The 17,510-nt window shown below is 63.7% G+C and carries 15 protein-coding genes; 9 read left to right on the top strand and 6 right to left on the bottom strand.

Going from position 1 to position 17,510, the window contains the following annotated elements:
* Positions 1 to 137 precede the first annotated feature (137 nt).
* Positions 138 to 1,451 (top strand): TrkH family potassium uptake protein, encoded by a 1,314-nt coding sequence (locus ASG84_RS24620; protein WP_057479591.1) that lies wholly within the window; start codon positions 138 to 140, stop codon positions 1,449 to 1,451.
* Positions 1,444 to 2,109, top strand: coding sequence for a potassium channel family protein (locus ASG84_RS24625; RefSeq protein ID WP_057479592.1), 666 nt, complete (start codon positions 1,444 to 1,446; stop codon positions 2,107 to 2,109). The genes ASG84_RS24620 and ASG84_RS24625 overlap by 8 nt, the downstream gene beginning before the upstream one ends.
* On the opposite strand, the gene ASG84_RS24630 is transcribed toward ASG84_RS24625, so the two are convergent.
* Together ASG84_RS24630 and ASG84_RS24635 are read right to left on the bottom strand one after the other, a co-directional pair.
* Positions 2,093 to 3,568 carry a mannitol dehydrogenase family protein gene (locus tag ASG84_RS24630; RefSeq protein WP_057479593.1) on the bottom strand — a complete coding sequence of 492 codons (1,476 nt, stop codon included), beginning with the start codon at positions 3,566 to 3,568 and terminating at the stop codon, positions 2,093 to 2,095. The genes ASG84_RS24625 and ASG84_RS24630 overlap by 17 nt on opposite strands.
* Positions 3,565 to 4,587 (bottom strand): NAD(P)-dependent alcohol dehydrogenase, encoded by a 1,023-nt coding sequence (locus ASG84_RS24635; RefSeq protein ID WP_057479594.1) that lies wholly within the window; start codon positions 4,585 to 4,587, stop codon positions 3,565 to 3,567. Before ASG84_RS24635 ends, ASG84_RS24630 begins: the two co-directional genes overlap by 4 nt.
* A gap of 115 nt (positions 4,588 to 4,702) precedes the next feature.
* On the opposite strand from ASG84_RS24635, the gene ASG84_RS24640 reads away from it, so the two are divergent.
* From ASG84_RS24640 to ASG84_RS24660, 5 genes are read left to right on the top strand one after another with little or no spacing between them, the layout of a single operon-like run.
* Complete coding sequence (locus tag ASG84_RS24640; RefSeq protein ID WP_057479595.1) at positions 4,703 to 5,728, top strand: sugar-binding transcriptional regulator; 1,026 nt, start codon at positions 4,703 to 4,705, stop codon at positions 5,726 to 5,728.
* Positions 5,725 to 7,077, top strand: coding sequence for an ABC transporter substrate-binding protein (locus ASG84_RS24645; protein ID WP_442971034.1), 1,353 nt, complete (start codon positions 5,725 to 5,727; stop codon positions 7,075 to 7,077). The genes ASG84_RS24640 and ASG84_RS24645 overlap by 4 nt, the downstream gene beginning before the upstream one ends.
* Positions 7,074 to 8,024 carry a carbohydrate ABC transporter permease gene (locus ASG84_RS24650; protein ID WP_057479597.1) on the top strand — a complete coding sequence of 317 codons (951 nt, stop codon included), beginning with the start codon at positions 7,074 to 7,076 and terminating at the stop codon, positions 8,022 to 8,024. The genes ASG84_RS24645 and ASG84_RS24650 overlap by 4 nt, the downstream gene beginning before the upstream one ends.
* Positions 8,024 to 8,890, top strand: a complete 867-nt coding sequence (locus tag ASG84_RS24655; protein WP_032377530.1) for a carbohydrate ABC transporter permease — start codon at positions 8,024 to 8,026, stop codon at positions 8,888 to 8,890. Before ASG84_RS24650 ends, ASG84_RS24655 begins: the two co-directional genes overlap by 1 nt.
* Positions 8,891 to 8,901: 11 nt before the next feature.
* Positions 8,902 to 10,008 (top strand): ABC transporter ATP-binding protein, encoded by a 1,107-nt coding sequence (locus ASG84_RS24660; RefSeq protein WP_032374789.1) that lies wholly within the window; start codon positions 8,902 to 8,904, stop codon positions 10,006 to 10,008.
* On the opposite strand, the gene ASG84_RS24665 is transcribed toward ASG84_RS24660, so the two are convergent.
* A complete protein-coding gene (locus ASG84_RS24665; RefSeq protein WP_200936671.1) occupies positions 10,005 to 10,478 on the bottom strand; it encodes a DUF3995 domain-containing protein in 474 nt (157 codons plus the stop codon). The genes ASG84_RS24660 and ASG84_RS24665 overlap by 4 nt on opposite strands.
* A 77-nt stretch (positions 10,479 to 10,555) precedes the next feature.
* Between ASG84_RS24665 and ASG84_RS24670 the strand changes: the two genes are divergently transcribed.
* Positions 10,556 to 12,271, top strand: coding sequence for an AMP-binding protein (locus ASG84_RS24670; protein ID WP_442971035.1), 1,716 nt, complete (start codon positions 10,556 to 10,558; stop codon positions 12,269 to 12,271).
* Positions 12,272 to 12,448: 177 nt separating this feature from the next.
* Here the strand turns inward: ASG84_RS24670 and ASG84_RS24675 are convergent, their stop codons facing one another.
* From ASG84_RS24675 to ASG84_RS24685, 3 genes are all read right to left on the bottom strand, one after another.
* A complete protein-coding gene (locus ASG84_RS24675) occupies positions 12,449 to 13,234 on the bottom strand; it encodes an alpha/beta fold hydrolase (protein ID WP_200936672.1) in 786 nt (261 codons plus the stop codon).
* Between the two features lie 64 nt (positions 13,235 to 13,298).
* Entirely contained in the window at positions 13,299 to 14,900 is a 1,602-nt protein-coding gene (locus tag ASG84_RS24680) for an ABC-F family ATP-binding cassette domain-containing protein (RefSeq protein WP_057479600.1), read from the bottom strand.
* 133 nt (positions 14,901 to 15,033) lie between these two features.
* Entirely contained in the window at positions 15,034 to 15,579 is a 546-nt protein-coding gene (locus ASG84_RS24685) for a hypothetical protein (protein ID WP_057479601.1), read from the bottom strand.
* A gap of 91 nt (positions 15,580 to 15,670) precedes the next feature.
* Between ASG84_RS24685 and ASG84_RS24690 the strand changes: the two genes are divergently transcribed.
* Complete coding sequence (locus tag ASG84_RS24690; RefSeq protein WP_057479602.1) at positions 15,671 to 17,500, top strand: penicillin-binding transpeptidase domain-containing protein; 1,830 nt, start codon at positions 15,671 to 15,673, stop codon at positions 17,498 to 17,500.
* The last annotated feature ends 10 nt before the right edge of the window (positions 17,501 to 17,510 follow it).

Genomic DNA, 17,510 nt, shown 5'->3' on the forward strand with positions numbered 1-17,510 from the left:
TAGGAGTGGAGCTTGCGGAACAACCCGCGGGTTTCGCCACACCACATCGCGGAGCGCACAGTACTGTCTCCCGAGTGACAGACGCTCTCCCGGCATCGCGATGGTCCGCGATCTTCAGACCGACGCCGCTCCGGGTCATGGCGACAGGTTTCGCACTCGCCATGGTCGCCGGTGCAGGCGTGCTGATGATTCCGGCGGCCACCATGCCCGGGTACGACACCGATATTCTGCAGGCGTTGTTCACCTCGACATCGGCCGTCAGTCTGACGGGACTGATCGTGGTGGACACCCCGGTGTACTGGTCGGGCTTCGGGCAGGGAGTGATACTCGGTCTGATTCAGATCGGTGGATTCGGGATCATGACGATCGCGTCGTTGGTCGGACTGATCTTGGCCGATCGAATCGGGTTGCGAGGCAGGCTCAACGCGGCCGCCGAGGTACGCACCTCGGGGCTGGGCGACGTCAGGAGTGTTGTCGTCGGGGTGTTCCGCACCAGCCTGATCATCGAGAGTGTGGTCGCGCTCTGTTTGGCCGCGCGCTTTGTCATCGGCTACGACGAGCCGCCCGGTCGCGCACTGTGGCTGGGGGTCTTTCATGCCGTATCGGCTTTCAACAACGCCGGATTCGCTCTGTTCAGCGACAACATGATCGGGTTCGCCACGGACCCGTGGATCTGTGTGCCACTGCTGATCGCGGTCGTGTTGGGCGGCATCGGATTTCCGGTTCTCTTCGAGATCGCGCGTCACCTCCGCGCGCATGCCCGCGGCGTCCGGTCCCGCAAGCGCTGGACGCTGCATACCCGAATGACGCTGTCCGTCACCGGTGTTCTCCTGGTCGTCGGACCGACGGTGGTGCTGCTCTTCGAGTGGTCACGGACGCTGGGCGGATTCGGCTTCTGGGACAAGATGCTCGTCGCGACGTTCCAGGGGATCATGCCGCGCACTGCAGGATTCAACAGTGTCGACTATGCGGATGTGGACAACGCGACCCTGTTGGTCACCGACGTCCTCATGTTCATCGGTGGTGGCAGCGGCGGTACGGCGGGTGGCATCAAGGTCACGACGTTCGCACTGTTGCTGTTCGTCATCCTGGCCGAGATCCGGGGTGACCGGGAGGTGTCGGTGTTCGGTCGCCGAATCGATGCGCGCGTGCAGCGTCAGGCGCTGACCGTCGCATTGATCGGGGTCGCGTTGGTCATGCTGCCGGTGATGGCGCTGTTGGCCGGCACGAACTTCGATCTCGACGTGCTCCTGTTCGAGGTCGTCTCGGCATTCGCCACGGTCGGCCTGTCCACCGGAATCACTGCACAGTTGCCGGGCTGGGGTCAGGTGATTCTGATCGTCCTGATGTACCTGGGCCGCGTCGGTTCCATCACTCTGGTCAGTGCCCTCGCCGCCCGCGATCGCGGACGGCGCTACACGCTCCCCACGGAAAGGCCGTTCATTGGCTAGGAAACCGTCCTCCGATGTCGTCGTCGTACTCGGTCTCGGCCGCTTCGGAAAGTCTCTGGCCCTGGAGCTGAAGGACCAGGGAGTCGAGGTGCTCGGTATCGACAGCGACGAGGCCGTCGTGCAGCGCGTCGCAGACCGATTGACGCACGCCGTGGTTGCCGATACCACCGACGAGGAGTCGCTTCGGCAACTGTCGGTGCACGAGTACGACCGCGCCGTCGTGGGTATCGGGTCCAATCTCGAAGCGAGCCTGCTCACCGCATCGGCTCTGGTGAACCTGTCGATGTCGACCATCTGGGCCAAGGCCCTGAGCAACGCGCACGCCAAGATTCTCAACCAGATCGGCGTCCACCACGTTGTCCGGCCCGAGCACGACATGGGTAAGCGAGTAGCTCACCTGGTACGTGGACGGATGATGGACTACATCGAATTCGACGACGGCTTCGCGATGGTCAAGACATCACCGCCCGAGGCGGTCATCGGTAAACCGTTGGGCGAAACGGTGATCCGCACCAAGTATCACGTCACAGTCGTGGCGATCAAACGACCGGGCGAAGGATTCACCTACGCCACGGCCGACACGGTCATCGCCGCGGGAGATACCGTCATCGTCTCCGGCCAAGTCCGCGACACCGAACGATTCAGTGAGCTGACCTGAGCGACTCGAGGGTTGCTCGAGCGCCCTTCTCCTGCAGTGATGCAAGCTGTGTCGTGTACTCGGCGACGAAGCGTTCGTTGTCGATCAGGTCTCCGAACACTGCGCGGTTGGCGATGAACGCCGTGGGGTTCTCGCGCTGACTCTGCGCGATCGGTACCAGTGAATCTTTCAGCTGATCGACGATCTCGATGGGCTCGCCGGACTCGTCGACGGCCTCGGCGTAGCGGGCCCAGCTCGCCACGACAGCGGTGGAGCGGGTGATCTCGCCGCCGGTCTCCAGATTCTTGCGGATGACGGGCAAGAGCCACTTGGGGATTCGATCCGAGGACTCGGCACACAGACGCGCGACGGTATCGCGGATCTCGGGGTTCGAGAACCGCTCGATCAGGGTGCGCTTGTAGTCGCCGAGATCGATGCCGGGGACCGGTTGCAGCGTCGGCGTCGCCTCGTTGTCCATGTATGCGAGCAGGAAATCCGAGAACAGCGAATCCTGGCATACCTCGTGGACGAGGCGATATCCGCTGAGGTAACCGAAGTACGCGAGCGCCTGATGACTGGCATTGAGCAACCGCAGCTTCATCAGCTCGTAGGGGGTGACGTCTTCCACCACCTGCACGCCCACGTCCTCCAACGGCGGACGACCGAGGGTGAAGTTGTCCTCGAGCACCCATTGTGTGAAGGGCTCACCGGCGACGGGCCACTGGTCGTCGATCGCGTATCGCAGTGAAAGCTGTTCGGTCACCTCCGGTGTCGTGACCGGCGTGATGCGATCGACCATCGAATTGGGGAACGCGCCTTCGGTCTCGATCCACTCGGCCAACGCCGGGTCCTTCAGGCGCGCGAACGTCGTGAACGTCGACTGCGCCATATGACCGTTACCCTCGATGTTGTCGCAGGACATGATGGTGAACGGCTTCAGTCCGCGATCCTTGCGTCGAGCCAGCGCCTCGATGACAAGTCCGAAAGTGGTTGCCGGAATGGCTCCGTCGGAAAGATCGGCGACGATGGCCGGATTGTTCGAGTCGAACTCGCCGGTGGTGGCGGAGAAGTTGTAGCCGCCCTCGGTGATGGTGAGCGAGACGATCTTCGTGGTGTCGGCCGCCATCTTCTCGATCACGGCCTCTGCGTCGTCCGGAGCGAAGAGGTACTCGACGATGGAACCGATGACGCGGGTGTCCCAGGTTCCGTCGGAATGCTTGAGCGCCAACGTGTACAGGCAGTCCTGTGCGTGCATGACGTCGTTCATGCGACGGTCTCCGGGCAGTACCCCGACACCACAGATTCCCCAGTCCATCGCTTGCCCTTGCTGCAGCAGACGGTCGACGTACATCGCCTGGTGCGCTCGATGGAAGCCGCCGACACCGAAATGCACTATGCCCACCGTCACCTCGGACCGATCGTACGTCGGAACCGCGACGTCCTCGATGAAGTCTGCGAGGTTCTGCGAGTTCAACTTCATGCGTTTGTCTCCTTCGAAAGTCCTGGAATGACCACGGCTTTGATGCTTCCGGGTTCTCTGTCGGCGTTCAACGCGTCCTCGACGCCGTCGAGTCCGAACCGCGCCGTCACCATCGCGTCGAGATCCACCATGCCCGACGCCACCAGCGACCGTGCGATCGGCCAGGTGTTGGCGTATCGAAATACGCCGGTGAGCACCAGTTCTCGGTTCTGAATCACCGAGATAGGCAGAGGGTAGTCGGATCCGCCCATGCCGACGAGGACGACTGTGCCGGCCGGCCGGACTGCGTGGATGCCGTCGAACACGGCGCGCGCGGCACCGGATGCGTCGACGAAGGCATCGACCGACAGGGCACGGACGTCCTCCGCGGCGGGGTCGACCACGCGCGTCGCTCCGAATCTTGTGGCGTTGGCCCGGCGGGACGCGTCGATGTCGGTGACGATCACCTCGGTGGCACCGAATGCGCGGGCCACCTGCGCAGTGACGATCCCGACGGGACCCGCGCCCGCGATGAGCACGCTCGAACCGGCCGAGATACGCGCCTTCTGCGCCGATGCGATGCCCACGGACAGGGGCTCGAAGAGCGCTGCGGCCTCGTCGGAGATGGTGTCGGGAACGTCGTGGGCGAAGGTCGATTGGATCAATGCGTACTCCGCGAGCGCGCCGTCGATGGGCGGGGTCGCGAAGAACTCCATGGCCGGGCACAGGTTGTAACGGCCTGCGCGGGATGGGGCGCTGGTGGGATCGGGTCGTTGCGGCTCGATGGAGACGCGCCGGCCGACGCGAGTGTCGGAGACGTCGGAGCCCACGGCCACGATGACGCCCGCAGCTTCGTGTCCGAGTACCAGGGGGCCGTTCACGACGTGGTCGCCGATCCGTCCCTCGCGGTAGTAGTGCGCATCGGAACCGCAGACTCCCACCGCCGTGACCTGCACGAGGACCTCGTCGGACGCAGGTGTGGGGACGGGTCGCTGTTCGAGTCGGATCTCGTGCACGCCGGTGAGCACGCTGGCCTGCATGGACTGTGGCACGGGTCGCTGATCGCGAGGGGGTGTTGTGTGGATCACACCTTAATGTTAGCTTAGTGAGCAGATGAACACGAGCTGAGCATCTGCTCACTATTCAGGAGGCGTCATGGACGGATCGGAGCCCGGCGGGGCGAAGTCCGCGCGGTCCGGAGAGGATCTTCGGCTGGCTCTGCGCGCCGCAACCATGTACCACCTCGAAGGTGCCACGCAGGCCGAGATCGCCGTGAAGCTCGGAGTTTCGCGTCCGACCGCAGGACGGCTGGTCGCTCGTGCCCGTTCCCAAGGGCTCGTGACGATCGAGATCAACGTCCCCGACGATCTGCAGGGCACCGTCCATGCTGACATCGAGCGAGAGCTCGAAGCGAAGTTCGGCCTGACCGAGGTTCTTGTCGTCTCGGACGTCATCGACGGTACGGACTCCGGTTATGGATCCCTCGGCCGCGCGGCAGCGACGTTGCTCTCCCGTCGGCTCAAGGATCGTGACGTTCTCGGGTTCACGTGGGGGCCCGAAACGGTGGCCGTCGCGAGTTCACTCAAGACCAGGTCCACCAAATGTGCTGCAGTGGTGCAACTCGACGGTTCCATCACCTCGGCCGACTATCAGACCGGTGTCGAGTACACGCTCGGCCGGTGCGCTGCCTACCTGCAGGCGACGCCGATCAGGCTCAACGCTCCGCTGTACGCCGATCAGGCGACAGTGGTTGCGTTGGAGCAGGATTCGGTGATCTCGCGCGCCCTCAAGTCCGGGACCGATGCCGATGTGATGATGTACGGCATCGGTCCCGTCTCCACGTCCACCACGCTGTTCGAGGGCAGCTTCATCGACCTCGAGGTGCTCGACGAACTGCGCCGCCTCGGTGCGGTCGGCGAGATCGGCGGACGGTTCTACGACGCAGACGGCAAAGACACCGGGGGATCGCTCCCCGGCCGAACCGTGTCGGTAGGGCTCGATGCCATCAGAGCCTGCGATCGGGCCGTGCTCGTCACCGGCGGACAACGCAAACACGAAGCGCTGCTCGGTGCGTTGCGCGGTGGCCTGGCGTCGATCTTGGTCACCGATATCGAAAGTGCACGTTGGCTCGTTGCGCACGCTCCTGCAACGGCGACCTCCAATGGAAAGGTATTTCAGTGAGGGTTTTACCGAAAGTGGCTGTCGCGGCGTCGCTCGCGACAACCTTGGTGCTGTCCGGATGTGCCGGTGCCGGCTCGTTCGGTGGTGACGGTGATGGCAAGACGATCACCGTTGCGATCGTCTCGAATTCGCAGATGTCCGATGCCATTTCCCTCGCTCCGGAGTTCGAGGCGGAGAACCCGGGTATCAATCTGAAGTTCGTGTCGCTGTCGGAGAACGAGGCTCGTGCCAAGATCACGGCCTCGGTGGCGACCGGCGGCGGTGAGTTCGACGTGGTAATGATCAGCAATTTCGAGACTCCGCAGTGGGCCGAGAACGGTTGGTTGACCAACCTTTCCGAATATGCCGACGCCACGCCGGGTTACGACGAGGACGATTTCATCCCGACGTTGAAGGAATCGCTGTCCTACGAGGGCAGCATGTACTCGGTGCCGTTCTACGGTGAGTCGTCGTTCCTGATGTACCGCAAGGATCTGATGGAGGCCGCAGGCATCACGATGCCCGAGGAGCCCACCTGGCAGCAGGTCGCCGACGCCGCAGCGAAGCTCGACAGCCCGGACGTCTCGGGTATCTGCCTGCGCGGAAAGCCCGGTTGGGGTGAGGTTCTGGCACCACTCGACACCGTCATCAACGCCTTCGGCGGACGGTGGTTCGACGAGAACTGGAACGCGCAGCTGAACAGCCCAGAGGTGGAACAGGCCGTGCAGTTCTACGTCGACCTGGTCCGTGAGCACGGTCAAGCCGGAGCAGCGACAAGTGGTTTCAGCGAGTGCGGTACGCAGCTCTCCCAGGGAAACACCGCGATGTGGTACGACGCGACGTCGGCAGTGTCGGTCCTGGAGGACCCCACGTCGAGCAATGTCGTCGGCAAGATCGGCTACGCCAAGGCCCCGTCGGCGGTCAAGGGTGACAACGGGTGGCTGTACTCCTGGGCACTCGGTATCCCGAAGACGTCCGAAAACCCGGACGACGCATGGAAGTTCGTCTCGTGGATGACCAGCAAGGAGTACCTGAACAAGGTGGGCAACGAATTGGGTTGGGAGCGAGTGCCTCCCGGTAGCCGGCTGTCGACCTACGAGATTCCCGAGTACGAGGAAGCCTCCGCGGCCTACGGTCAGGTCACCCTCGATTCCATCAACGGTGCCGATCCCAACAATCCGACGGTCGATCCGGTTCCGTACACCGGAGTGCAGTTCCTGACCATTCCCGAGTTCCAGGACCTGGGAACCCGCGTCAGCCAACAGATCAGCGCCGCAGTGGCAGGGCGAATCAGCGTCCAGGACGCGCTCGAACAAGCGCAGCAGTACGCCGAAGTGGTCGGCAAGACGTACCAGGAGGGCCAGGGATGACCACCACCGAAACACGATCGGCGCAGACCGATTCCGAGGAATTCGTACCGAGACCGAGAACGATCTCGAAGGCGGAAGGGTGGCGTCGCCGCGGCCCGCTGCTGCCGGCCATGGTGTTCGCCATTCTGGTCACCCAGGTCCCGTTCCTGTTCACGCTGTACTACTCGACGCAGTCGTGGAACCTCGTTCGACCGGGTTCTCAGAAGTTCAACTGGCTCAACAACTACGTCGCGGTATTCCAGGACAGCCAGTTCCGTGAGGTCGCCCTGAACACGGTGATCATGATCGTGGGAACCGTCATCATCTCGGTGGTTCTCGGGCTGTTCCTGGCGCTGCTCCTGGACCGTAAGTTCATCGGCCGCAGTCTGATCCGCACATTGCTGATCACTCCATTCCTGATCACCCCGGTGGCCGGCGCATTGATCTGGAAGACCACAATGTTCGATCCCGTCTTCGGCCTCATCAACTTCGCACTGAGCCCGTTCGGTGTCGATCAGATCGACTGGGTCTCGCGTTACCCGCTGCCTGCCGTCATGGCGAACCTCATCTGGCAGTGGACCCCGTTCATGATGCTGCTCATCCTCGCCGGCCTGCAGTCCATGCCGAAGGACATTGCCGAAGCGGCACGGGTCGACGGTGCGGGCCCGATCAAGCTCTTCCGTGAGCTCACCCTCCCGCACCTGCGCCGATTCATCGAGCTCGGTGCCGTTCTCGGAGCCATCTACCTCGTCAACACTTTCGACGCCGTCTACATGATGACCTCGGGCGGACCGGGTGTGGCGAGCGCGAACCTGCCCTTCTACATCTATCAGCGAGCGTTCCTCGGCTTCGACATCGGTCAGGCCGCGGCCATGGGCGTCGTCACTGTGGTCGCCACCATCATCGTCAGCACCCTGGCGCTGAGACTGATCTTCAAGAGCTTCAGCGGAACCGAGGAGGCAGCGTGATGAGTACTGCAACCGTAGAAAAGTCGACCGACGCCGCGCCGATCAAGCGCAAGAGCAAGTGGGGCCCGGGTTCCATCTGGTCCTTCGTGGCCTGGGTCGCCGGCATAGCGTTCTTCTTCCCGGTGCTGTGGATGGTCCTCACGGGCTTCAAACAGGAGGCCGACGCGTACTCCGATCCGCCGAAGCTGTTCTTCACCCCGACCCTCGATCAATACCGCGGTGTACTCGAGAGCGGCATCGGCACCACGTTGCTGAACTCGGCATTCGCGACGGTCGTCTCGACGATCTTCGTTCTGCTGCTGGGTGTTCCGGCCGCCTTCGCGCTGTCGCTGCGTCCGGTCAAGAAGACGAAGGACGTGCTGTTCTTCTTCATCTCCACCAAGATGCTCCCGGTCGTCGCGGCGATTGTCCCGCTGTACGTCATCGTCGGCGACATCGGAATGTTGGACAACATCTGGACCTTGGTCGTGTTGTACACCGCGATGAATCTTCCCATCGCCGTGTGGATGATGCGCTCGTTCTTCCTCGAGGTGCCGAGCGAGCTGCTCGAGGCCGCGAGCATGGACGGTGCGTCGCTGTGGACCTCGGTGCGTGAGGTGATCCTGCCGCTGGTCTCGCCCGGTATCGCGGCGACGTCGTTGATCTGCGTGATCTTCTCGTGGAACGAGTTCTTCTTCGCCGTCAACCTCACTGCCGTTCAGGCCCAGACGATTCCGGTGTACCTCGTCGGATTCATCACCGGTCAGGGCCTGTACTGGGCCCAGCTTTCCGCTGCTGCGACGTTCGCAGCACTTCCCGTCGTCCTTGCCGGATGGTTCGCGCAGAACAAGCTCGTGCGCGGTCTGTCCTTCGGCGCAATCAAGTAGGAGAAAGTCTCATGGCTGCAATCACGTACAAGAAGGCATCCTGCGTCTACGAAGGTGCCGACAAGCTCGCCGTCGATTCACTCGACCTCGACATCCAGGACGGCGAATTCGTCGTGCTGGTCGGGCCTTCCGGCTCCGGCAAGTCCACCGCGCTGCGGATGCTCGCCGGCCTCGAGGAGATCGACGGTGGTGCCATCGAGATCGGTGGCAAGAACATGGTGGGTGTGCCGTCGAAGGACCGCGACATCGCGATGGTGTTCCAGAACTACGCGCTGTACCCCAACAAGACCGTCGGGGAGAACATGGGTTTCGCGCTGAAGATGCGCGGTGTGTCTCTCGAGGAGCGTACGAAGAAGGTGGCCGAGGCCGCGAAGATCCTCGACCTCACCGAGTACCTCGACCGAAAGCCCGGCAAGCTCTCGGGTGGTCAGCGTCAACGAGTTGCCATGGGTCGCGCAATCGTTCGTGAACCGCAGGTATTCTGCATGGACGAGCCGCTGTCCAACCTCGACGCGAAATTGCGCGTCCAGACGCGTACGCAGATCGCGGCGTTGCAGCGTCGGCTCGGCACCACGACGGTCTACGTCACTCATGACCAGGTCGAGGCCATGACGATGGGTGATCGTGTTGCGGTGTTGCGCGGCGGCAAACTGCAGCAGTTCGCCTCTCCCACAGACCTGTACGACAACCCCGTCAATGCGTTCGTCGCCGGTTTCATCGGTTCGCCGGCGATGAACCTGATGACGGTTCCCATCGGCTCGGGTGGCGTACAGATCGGTAGCTTCCTGCTTCCCCTCGAACGCGACGAGCTGACCAAGCTCGCGAGCCTGGGTCTCGACAACGTCACTGTCGGGCTACGCCCGGAGCAGCTCGGCATCGTGCACGGCGGCGGTGAAGGCTTCGAGGGCAAGGTCGATCTGATCGAGGAACTCGGCAGCGAGTCCTATCTCTACGCCCACCTGGACGACCCGAAGGTCAAGGGTCTCGACGGGGGACCCGTGTCGTTGGTCGCGCGTTCGGCAGTGCGTGCACCGGCCAAAATCGGCGAGAGCATCGGACTGACGCGACTCGACGGTGCGATCCATCTCTTCCACCCGGAGACGGGCGAACGGATCTAGCGCGGTTGGTACGCGGCTTTTCTGGACAGGATCAGTGCCGTCAGAAGCGCTGCGCCCCAGAGCAAAAAGATGCCGTCGAAGAACAGGTGACCGAATTTGACGCCTCGGTTCTCGTCCGAGACGACCAACCCGATCACCGCCCCGACGAACGATGCTCCGCCCCAGAGAATCAGCAGTACCGAACCGGGCCAGGATATGCCGAGAACCAACGACGGCACCCTGGCCCGGTTCTGTGCTGCCAGCCGTGGGCGGTTCATGTATGCGAGGGCCGGAAGAATGGCCGCGGCGAGTTTGACCAGTGCAAGGACCAGCAGTGCCGTTCGTGCCGTTGCCGGTTCGGAGTCGACCCACTCGGTGGCGAAGGCACCGACGGTGTCGAGCATCCAACGTCCACCTGCGGCCCAATAGCCGGAAAACGCGGCGTGGACTATCCCCAATGCGCATGCGATCGCGAAGTATCTGATGGCCACGGGAATCGAGGCTAGCGGAGTTGTTACCCCCGTTCAGGGGTAGCGATGGATTGTTCATCTCCCCTACCGTGGCGGTGATGGGCATCACAGGCGCAGGAGGAAACATGGTCGACACGGCATACACGGCATTCAGGAACGCTCGCGATCTACTGCTGGACGCGTACGGCGAGTACGACCGAGCCGTGTCGACCTTCGAGTGGCCGTCGTTCGGTGAGACGTTCAACTGGGCGATCGACTGGTTCGACGCGATCGCCCGCGGCAACGACGGCACTGCGCTGTGGATCGTCGAGGAAGACGGCAGCGAGGCCAAATACAGCTTCGACGACATCGCTCGTCGCTCCGACCAGGTGGCTCGGTGGCTCGAGCAACAGGGAATCGGTCGCGGCGACTCGGTGATCCTGATGCTCGGTAACCAGGTGGAGCTGTGGGAGTCGATGCTCGCAGTGATGAAACTCGGTGCCGTGCTGATGCCGACCACCACGGCCATCGGGCCCGCTGATCTGACCGATCGAGTGGTGCGCGGCAATGCCCGCGCCGTGATCGTGAACCCCTCGGACACCGGCAAATTCGACGACGTTCCCGGCGACTACCTGCGTATTGCCACGTCGGCCTGTGAAGGTTGGGTCGACTATGCCGAGGCTCGTTCTGTCGAGGCTCGGCCGTTCGAGTCCGTCACTGCGCCCGACGACCGCCTGTTGATGTACTTCACCTCCGGCACCACCAGCAAGCCCAAGCTCGTCGAACACACTCAGATCTCGTATCCCGTAGGACATCTGAGCACGATGTACTTCCTCGGGCTTCGCCCCGGCGATGTGCACCTGAACATCAGCTCACCCGGTTGGGCCAAACACGCGTGGAGCTGCTTCTTCGCGCCGTGGATCGCCGAGGCCACCATCTTCATCTACAACTACGGCAAGTTCGACGCGAAGGCGCTGCTCGAACAGATCCGCCGCGCCGAGGTGACGACCTTCTGTGCACCACCGACTGTGTGGCGCATGCTGATTCAAGCTGACCTTGCCGGTGGTGGCGGTTCACTCCGCGAGGCAATCGGTGCCGGTGAACCACTCAATCCCGAAGTGATCTCCACGGTGCAACGGGAGTGGGGCCTGAATATTCGCGACGGATTCGGGCAGACGGAAACCACTGCGCTGGTGGCCAATACGCCCGGCGCGGTACTCAAGTCCGGTTCGATGGGCCGGCCACTGCCCGGCGTTCCCGTCGTGATCGTCGACCCCACCACCGGCGAACTCGCCGACGAGGGTGAGATCTGCCTCGACCTGGCACAGCGGCCGTTCAACCTGATGACCGGCTACCTCGGTGACCCCGAGCGCAACGCCGCCGTCATGGCCGACGGTTACTACCACACCGGTGACGTCGCCTCACGGGACTCCGAGGGGTACATCACCTACGTCGGCCGCACCGACGACGTCTTCAAAGCCTCCGATTACAAGATCTCGCCGTTCGAGCTCGAAAGCGTGCTCATCGAACACCCCGCAGTGGCCGAGGCTGCAGTGGTGCCCGCCCCCGACGAGACGCGACTGGCCGTTCCCAAGGCATACGTGGCATTGGCGTCGGGCTGGGAACCGAACGAGGACACGGCATTCGAGATCCTGAAGTATGCCCGCGAGCACCTGGCACCGTTCCTGCGCGTTCGGCGTATCGAGTTCTTCGAGCTGCCGAAAACCATCTCGGGGAAGATCCGCCGCGTCGAGTTGCGCGCCCGTGAGGACGCGGCCGTCGGACCGCTGGAAACCGAGTGGCGTGACGACCAGTTCCCCGCGCTGAAGAAGTGATGTGAGCGCCCACTATTTGCTGTGGGAGGCGGGATCCCGATTCTCGAGGCAAATTGTGGGCGCTGAGGTCAGTTGGTACGGGCGCGCAGGGTTCGGTTGGCGTAGGTGATGTGAGTGTCCACTATTTGCCTGCGGAAGCGGGATCCCGATTCTCGAGGCGAATTGTGGACGCGGAGGTCAGTTGCCCCAGAACCGTTCGAGGGCGCTGAGCACCTCTTCAGAGGCGGCCATCGTCGTCGCGTGGTCGAATCCGCGGATGACGTGCAATTCGGAGTCGGGCACAAGAGCGGCCGCGGCACGAGTGTCGTCGAGCCGGGTCCGGTCCTCGCTGCCGACGTAGAACAGCGACGGCTGAGTGAATCTCTGTAACGCCTCGTCCGGTAGACCGGGATCGGCGTCGGACGCTCGGATGTACGCGGCCATGGCCAGAGAATCGTTGGCGGAGAACACTGCCCGGGTTCCTGCATCGATCGGGAACATGCGGTGGCTGCTCCACACGTCGAGGAATCCGTCCATGCCGCGCTGCTCCAACACATCCGCGCATCCCGGGAAGAACAGGCGATCGAACGCGCCTGCCTGAGCGCCGTGACTACCGCCGCCGACGGCCAGTGATCGCACTCGTCCGGGCGCTGCCGCCGTCAACGCCAACCCGGCCCGTGCCCCGAACGAGTATCCGAGATAGTCGACGGTCTGCGCACCCACCGCATCGAGTACCGCAGTCAGATCGCCGACGATGTTGGCCATCGCATAGGCGTCGGGAGTATGCGGCTTGTCGCTGCGGCCGTGTCCGCGACTGTCGATCAAAATCAACTGCCGACTTCCGCGCAACGCCTTGACATAGCCGAACGTCCGCCAAATGGTGTGCGTCAGAAAACTGCCGTGCACCATCAACAACGGCGGCCCGGACCCCACCACCGTGTAGGCGATCCGTGTCCCATCGTCGGCATTCGAGGCGTACTCCACCCTCCGATTGTCTTCCTTCGAGTCCACTCGACGTGACATTGACCCCCGAAAGGGCCACCAGATGTCACATTGACTCCTCCCGGGTGTGCGCTTCTTCGGCGGACTCGGCGATCGGGGTGAGGTCGATGGTGCGGGTGGGACCGATGGCATCGAGGAACGGCCGATCGTGGCTCGCGACGATCAGTGCACCCTCGAATGTCTCCAAGGCTTCGATGAGGTGTTGCCGGCTGGCGATGTCGAGGTTGTTGGTCGGCTCGTCGAGCATCAGCAGTTTCGGAGCAGGCTCTGCCAGCAGAATTCGTGCCAGTGCAGCCCGCAGTCGTTCGCCTCCGGAGAGGGTGGCGACGACGGCATCGGCGTCGGCTCCGCGGAACAGGAATCGGGCGAGTTGTCCCCGGATCTGTTCGGCCGTCGCGTGCGGTGCCACGTCGGCAACGTTCTCGGCAACGGTTCGCGATTCGTCGAAGACGTCGAGTCGCTGCGGCAGGTACTTCCACGGCACCTCTGCGCCGGCAGCATGCAGTGTGCGCAACAGGGTGGTTTTGCCACTCCCGTTCGGCCCGATCAGGGCGATGCGCTCCGGTCCTACGATGCGCACGTCCTCGTGCACCAGAACCACCTGCCCGGGATGAACTTTCGTCGCCGGCAGGTCGACGCGTATCTCGCGATCGTCACGCAGCAGATCCTCGGCGGCCGAGAGCGATGACCGGGCGTCGTCGACGCGATCGGTGTGGGTGCCGCGTAGCTTTCCGGCCGATTCTTGTGCGGCGCGTTTTCGCGCACCCATGATGATCTTGGGTTCGCGCTTCTGCTCTTCCATCTTCTTGCCGTAGCGCAGACGTCGGTCGAGTTTGATTCGTGTGTCGATCAATTCGCGTTCCTGCTTGCGGACGTCGTTCTTCGCATCGCGGATGGTCGCCCGTGCCGCGTCCTGCTCGGCGTCGATCACTGCTCGATAGTGCTGGTAGTTTCCGCCGAACATGCGAAGTCGCGAGACGCCGCTGCGTTCTGCGCGCACCTCGGCGATGGAGTCGACCCGCTCGAGCAGCTCGAGGTCGTGCGTACAGACGATCAGCACACCCGCGTAGCCGTCGATGGCTGTGTACAGCCGTTCTCGCGCAACATGATCGAGGTTGTTCGTCGGCTCGTCCAGCATCAGAACATCGGGTTCGACCAACAACTGCGCGGTGAGAGCCAACAGCATGGCTTCGCCGCCCGACAAGGTGCCGACCGCCCGATCCAGGTCGCCGATCGAGCCGACGATGGTGCCGAGTCCGAGCTTGTCCAGCAGCGCCAGTGCGCGTTCCTCGACGTCCCAGGAAGACCCGACGACTACAAAATCCTCCTCAGTCGACGTCCCGGATTCGATGCGATGCAACGATTTTCGGATCGAATCGATAGCCAGCACGCGATCCACCGGGAGATCGGGATCGAGTGCGACGTCCTGACGCAGATGGCCCAGTACGCCGGGAAGCGAGATCGAACCGTGTTGCGGCGTCAGATCCCCGGCGAGCAACCGAAGCAGCGTCGACTTTCCGGCACCGTTGGAGCCGATGAGACCTGTTGTGCCACTTGGAAATGTAACCGACACGGCGTCGAACACGGGGTCGCCGTCGGGCCAGGTGAACGTCAGATTCGAGACAGAAAGGGAGGATGAATGAGGCATGGGCGCTCCAAAGGTAAGCGTGCGGACGATCAGCAGGCGTCTAGAACCTTTGGAAGAGCAATGGCCTCTCCGAATCTGTGGGCAACAGGGCGAATGCCACGCTAACCCCGAACCCGACGGGTACGCAATCGAATTAGATCGACGGGCCTTTCTTGCGTAGCTCGTCGACCGTCTCCATGGCCCCGCGGAGCTCGTCAAGCCATTCCTGAGTGTGTTCACCGACCAGCTTGACCGCCCAGGCCAAGGCGTCCGCGCGGGAGCGAGCGACGCCGGCATCGACGAGGGTGTCGAGGACGCGACGCTCGGGCTGACGCAGGCGTGTCATCACCGGAACCGCGAGATGGGTGAACAGGATGACCTCCGATTCGGTCCGAACGCCCCACGCGACCTTGCGGCCGTAGCGCTTCTCGGCCTCCGCGGCGATCTGCATGCGGTCACCGCGGGTGGTCTCGCGGAAGCGGGCGATGCGGCCCTCGAGGGCCGCGGGTGAACTGTCCTGTTCGGTGGGCAGGGTGCCGACGACGACGATCTCCTCACGATCGACCTCGACGGATGCGTCGCCGTCGAACCAGGAGTCGGGGAGTCGGCCGCCGAACCACTCGGCTGCGTCCGTGGCATTCGGGATGTCTGCGTGCTGCCAGCCGCCGGGGCGTCCGAACGAGCGTCCGTTGGGTTTCATGATGACTCCTCATGTTGTGTTGTAAGACTGATTACATGATTACACCTAGATCTGGAAACGCGCCACCAGCAGTTCGGCGGAGGGCTGAGGCATGATCGACTCCGTGCGCACAACGAGAAGACCGACGACTCTGGCCGCGATGGTGTCCGTACTGGCGATGGTGCTCGCTGCCTGCGGAAACAGTGGTCCCGATCAGCCGCAGACCGTTGCGGAGCAGTTCGCGGAGGCGGTCAACAGCTCCAATATCGATCAGGCGGCTGCCCTCACCACCGATCCCGCCGGAGCGACCGCGGCGCTCACCGCGTTGTACGACGGGCTCTCGGGCGGCGGAACGGTGACGGCGACTCCTGATTTCGAGGCTGTCGACGCCAACGAGGATGCCGGTACGTTCACGCTGAACGCCGGCTGGCGTTTCTCGACGACCACCGACGGCACCGCCGAACCGGACGGTGAGCCGAAGGAGTGGAACTACACCACCTCGGCAACTGCCGCCGAGACCCAGCAGGGATGGAAGATCACCTGGGACCCGGCAATGCTGGTGCCCGGGCTGACGGCCGATTCCTCCGTGCGGTTCACCCCGACCGACGCGCTCGTCGCGCCTCGGATCTTCGATGCCAACGGCAGCGAGCTCATGTCGCAGCAGGTCGTCACCCTTGTCAACGTCGATGCGACGGCCGATCCGGTGGCCGTCGCAAATCTCGTCGGACCCGTCGTTCCGGGGATCACCGCCGAATCCATCGCGTCGAGCGTTGCTGCCGCGCAGGGGAATTCAGCAACAATCGTCTCGCTCCGCCAGGCCGACATCGACCCCATCGGCGCGCAGCTCGCGACTATCCCCGGAGTCACGCTCGCCCCGCAGACGCGACTGTTGGCCACCGATCGCGACCTCGTCTCGCCGGTACTCAGTGACCTGACGACGCTGTGGGAGCACGAGCAAGCCGCCAATCGTGGCTGGGCGATCCAAGCGGTCGCGGCCGATGGCACCGTCACCCAGCTCGCCGGACGCGATGCGAGCACCGGTGAGGACATCGCGACCACCGTCGATTCGGCGCTGCAACTCAAAGCCGAGGACGCCCTGGCCTCGGTGCCGCAGCAGGCGGCGATCGTTGCGCTTCGGCCGTCGACGGGAGATGTTCTGGCCGTAGCGCAGAACGCCGCCGCGGATGCCGAGGGCCCGATTGCCTTGACCGGCCTGTACCCGCCGGGGTCGACCTTCAAGACGGTTACCACCTCGGCTGCTCTGCAGTCCGGAGCCGTCACCCCCGACACGGTGTTGCCCTGCCCGGCGACCGAGAACATCGAAGGCAGGCAGATCCCGAACGACGACAACTTCGCTCTCGGCGACGTGCCGCTCCACACCGCCTTCGCCAAGTCCTGCAATACGACGATGGGCCGGCTCGGTGTCGCTCTCCCGCCGAACGGTCTGACCGACGCGGCTGCTCAGTACGGCCTCGGCGTCGACTACGTGACCCCGGGCCTGACCACCGTCACCGGCTCGGTGCCGTCGGCCGATACCCCGGCGCAGCGCGTCGAATCCGCCATCGGCCAAGGCCAGGTGACCGCGTCGCCGTTCGGTATGGCGCTGGTGGCGTCGTCCATTGCCAACAACGGATTGCGTGCGCCGACGGTCGTCGCCGGTGAGCCCGGCGTGGGCAACATGCAGCCGGCAGCGGTGAACCCGCAGGTCACCGAGCAGCTGAAGACGATGATGCGCGAGACCATCACCGGCGGCACGGCCACGGCGCTGAACGACATCCCCGGGTTGCTCGGCAAGACCGGCACCGCTGAATTCGGTGCCAACAACGAAGGCGCTCACGGTTGGTTCGTCGGGATTTCCGGCGATCTCGCGTTCGCGGTCTTCGTGAACAACGCGGGTAGCTCGGCACCCGCCATCGAGGCTGCGGGTCGCTTTCTGAGGTGACCGGCCTGCG

It is taken from the genome of Rhodococcus sp. Leaf278 (assembly GCF_001426085.1).
Lineage (GTDB): Bacteria > Actinomycetota > Actinomycetes > Mycobacteriales > Mycobacteriaceae > Rhodococcoides.

Excerpts from the sequence above, each read along its gene's own strand:
- ASG84_RS24620 (WP_057479591.1), top strand. The coding sequence starts at position 138 with ATGGCGACAGGTTTCGCACTCGCCATGGTCGCCGGTGCAGGCGTGCTG.
- ASG84_RS24630 (WP_057479593.1), bottom strand. The coding sequence starts at position 3,568 with ATGAAGTTGAACTCGCAGAACCTCGCAGACTTCATCGAGGACGTCGCG.
- ASG84_RS24635 (WP_057479594.1), bottom strand. The coding sequence starts at position 4,587 with ATGCAGGCCAGCGTGCTCACCGGCGTGCACGAGATCCGACTCGAACAG.
- ASG84_RS24640 (WP_057479595.1), top strand. The coding sequence starts at position 4,703 with ATGGACGGATCGGAGCCCGGCGGGGCGAAGTCCGCGCGGTCCGGAGAG.
- ASG84_RS24650 (WP_057479597.1), top strand. The coding sequence starts at position 7,074 with ATGACCACCACCGAAACACGATCGGCGCAGACCGATTCCGAGGAATTC.
- ASG84_RS24655 (WP_032377530.1), top strand. The coding sequence starts at position 8,024 with ATGAGTACTGCAACCGTAGAAAAGTCGACCGACGCCGCGCCGATCAAG.
- ASG84_RS24660 (WP_032374789.1), top strand. The coding sequence starts at position 8,902 with ATGGCTGCAATCACGTACAAGAAGGCATCCTGCGTCTACGAAGGTGCC.
- ASG84_RS24670 (WP_442971035.1), top strand. The coding sequence starts at position 10,556 with ATGGGCATCACAGGCGCAGGAGGAAACATGGTCGACACGGCATACACG.
- ASG84_RS24680 (WP_057479600.1), bottom strand. The coding sequence starts at position 14,900 with ATGCCTCATTCATCCTCCCTTTCTGTCTCGAATCTGACGTTCACCTGG.
- ASG84_RS24685 (WP_057479601.1), bottom strand. The coding sequence starts at position 15,579 with ATGAAACCCAACGGACGCTCGTTCGGACGCCCCGGCGGCTGGCAGCAC.
- ASG84_RS24690 (WP_057479602.1), top strand. The coding sequence starts at position 15,671 with ATGATCGACTCCGTGCGCACAACGAGAAGACCGACGACTCTGGCCGCG.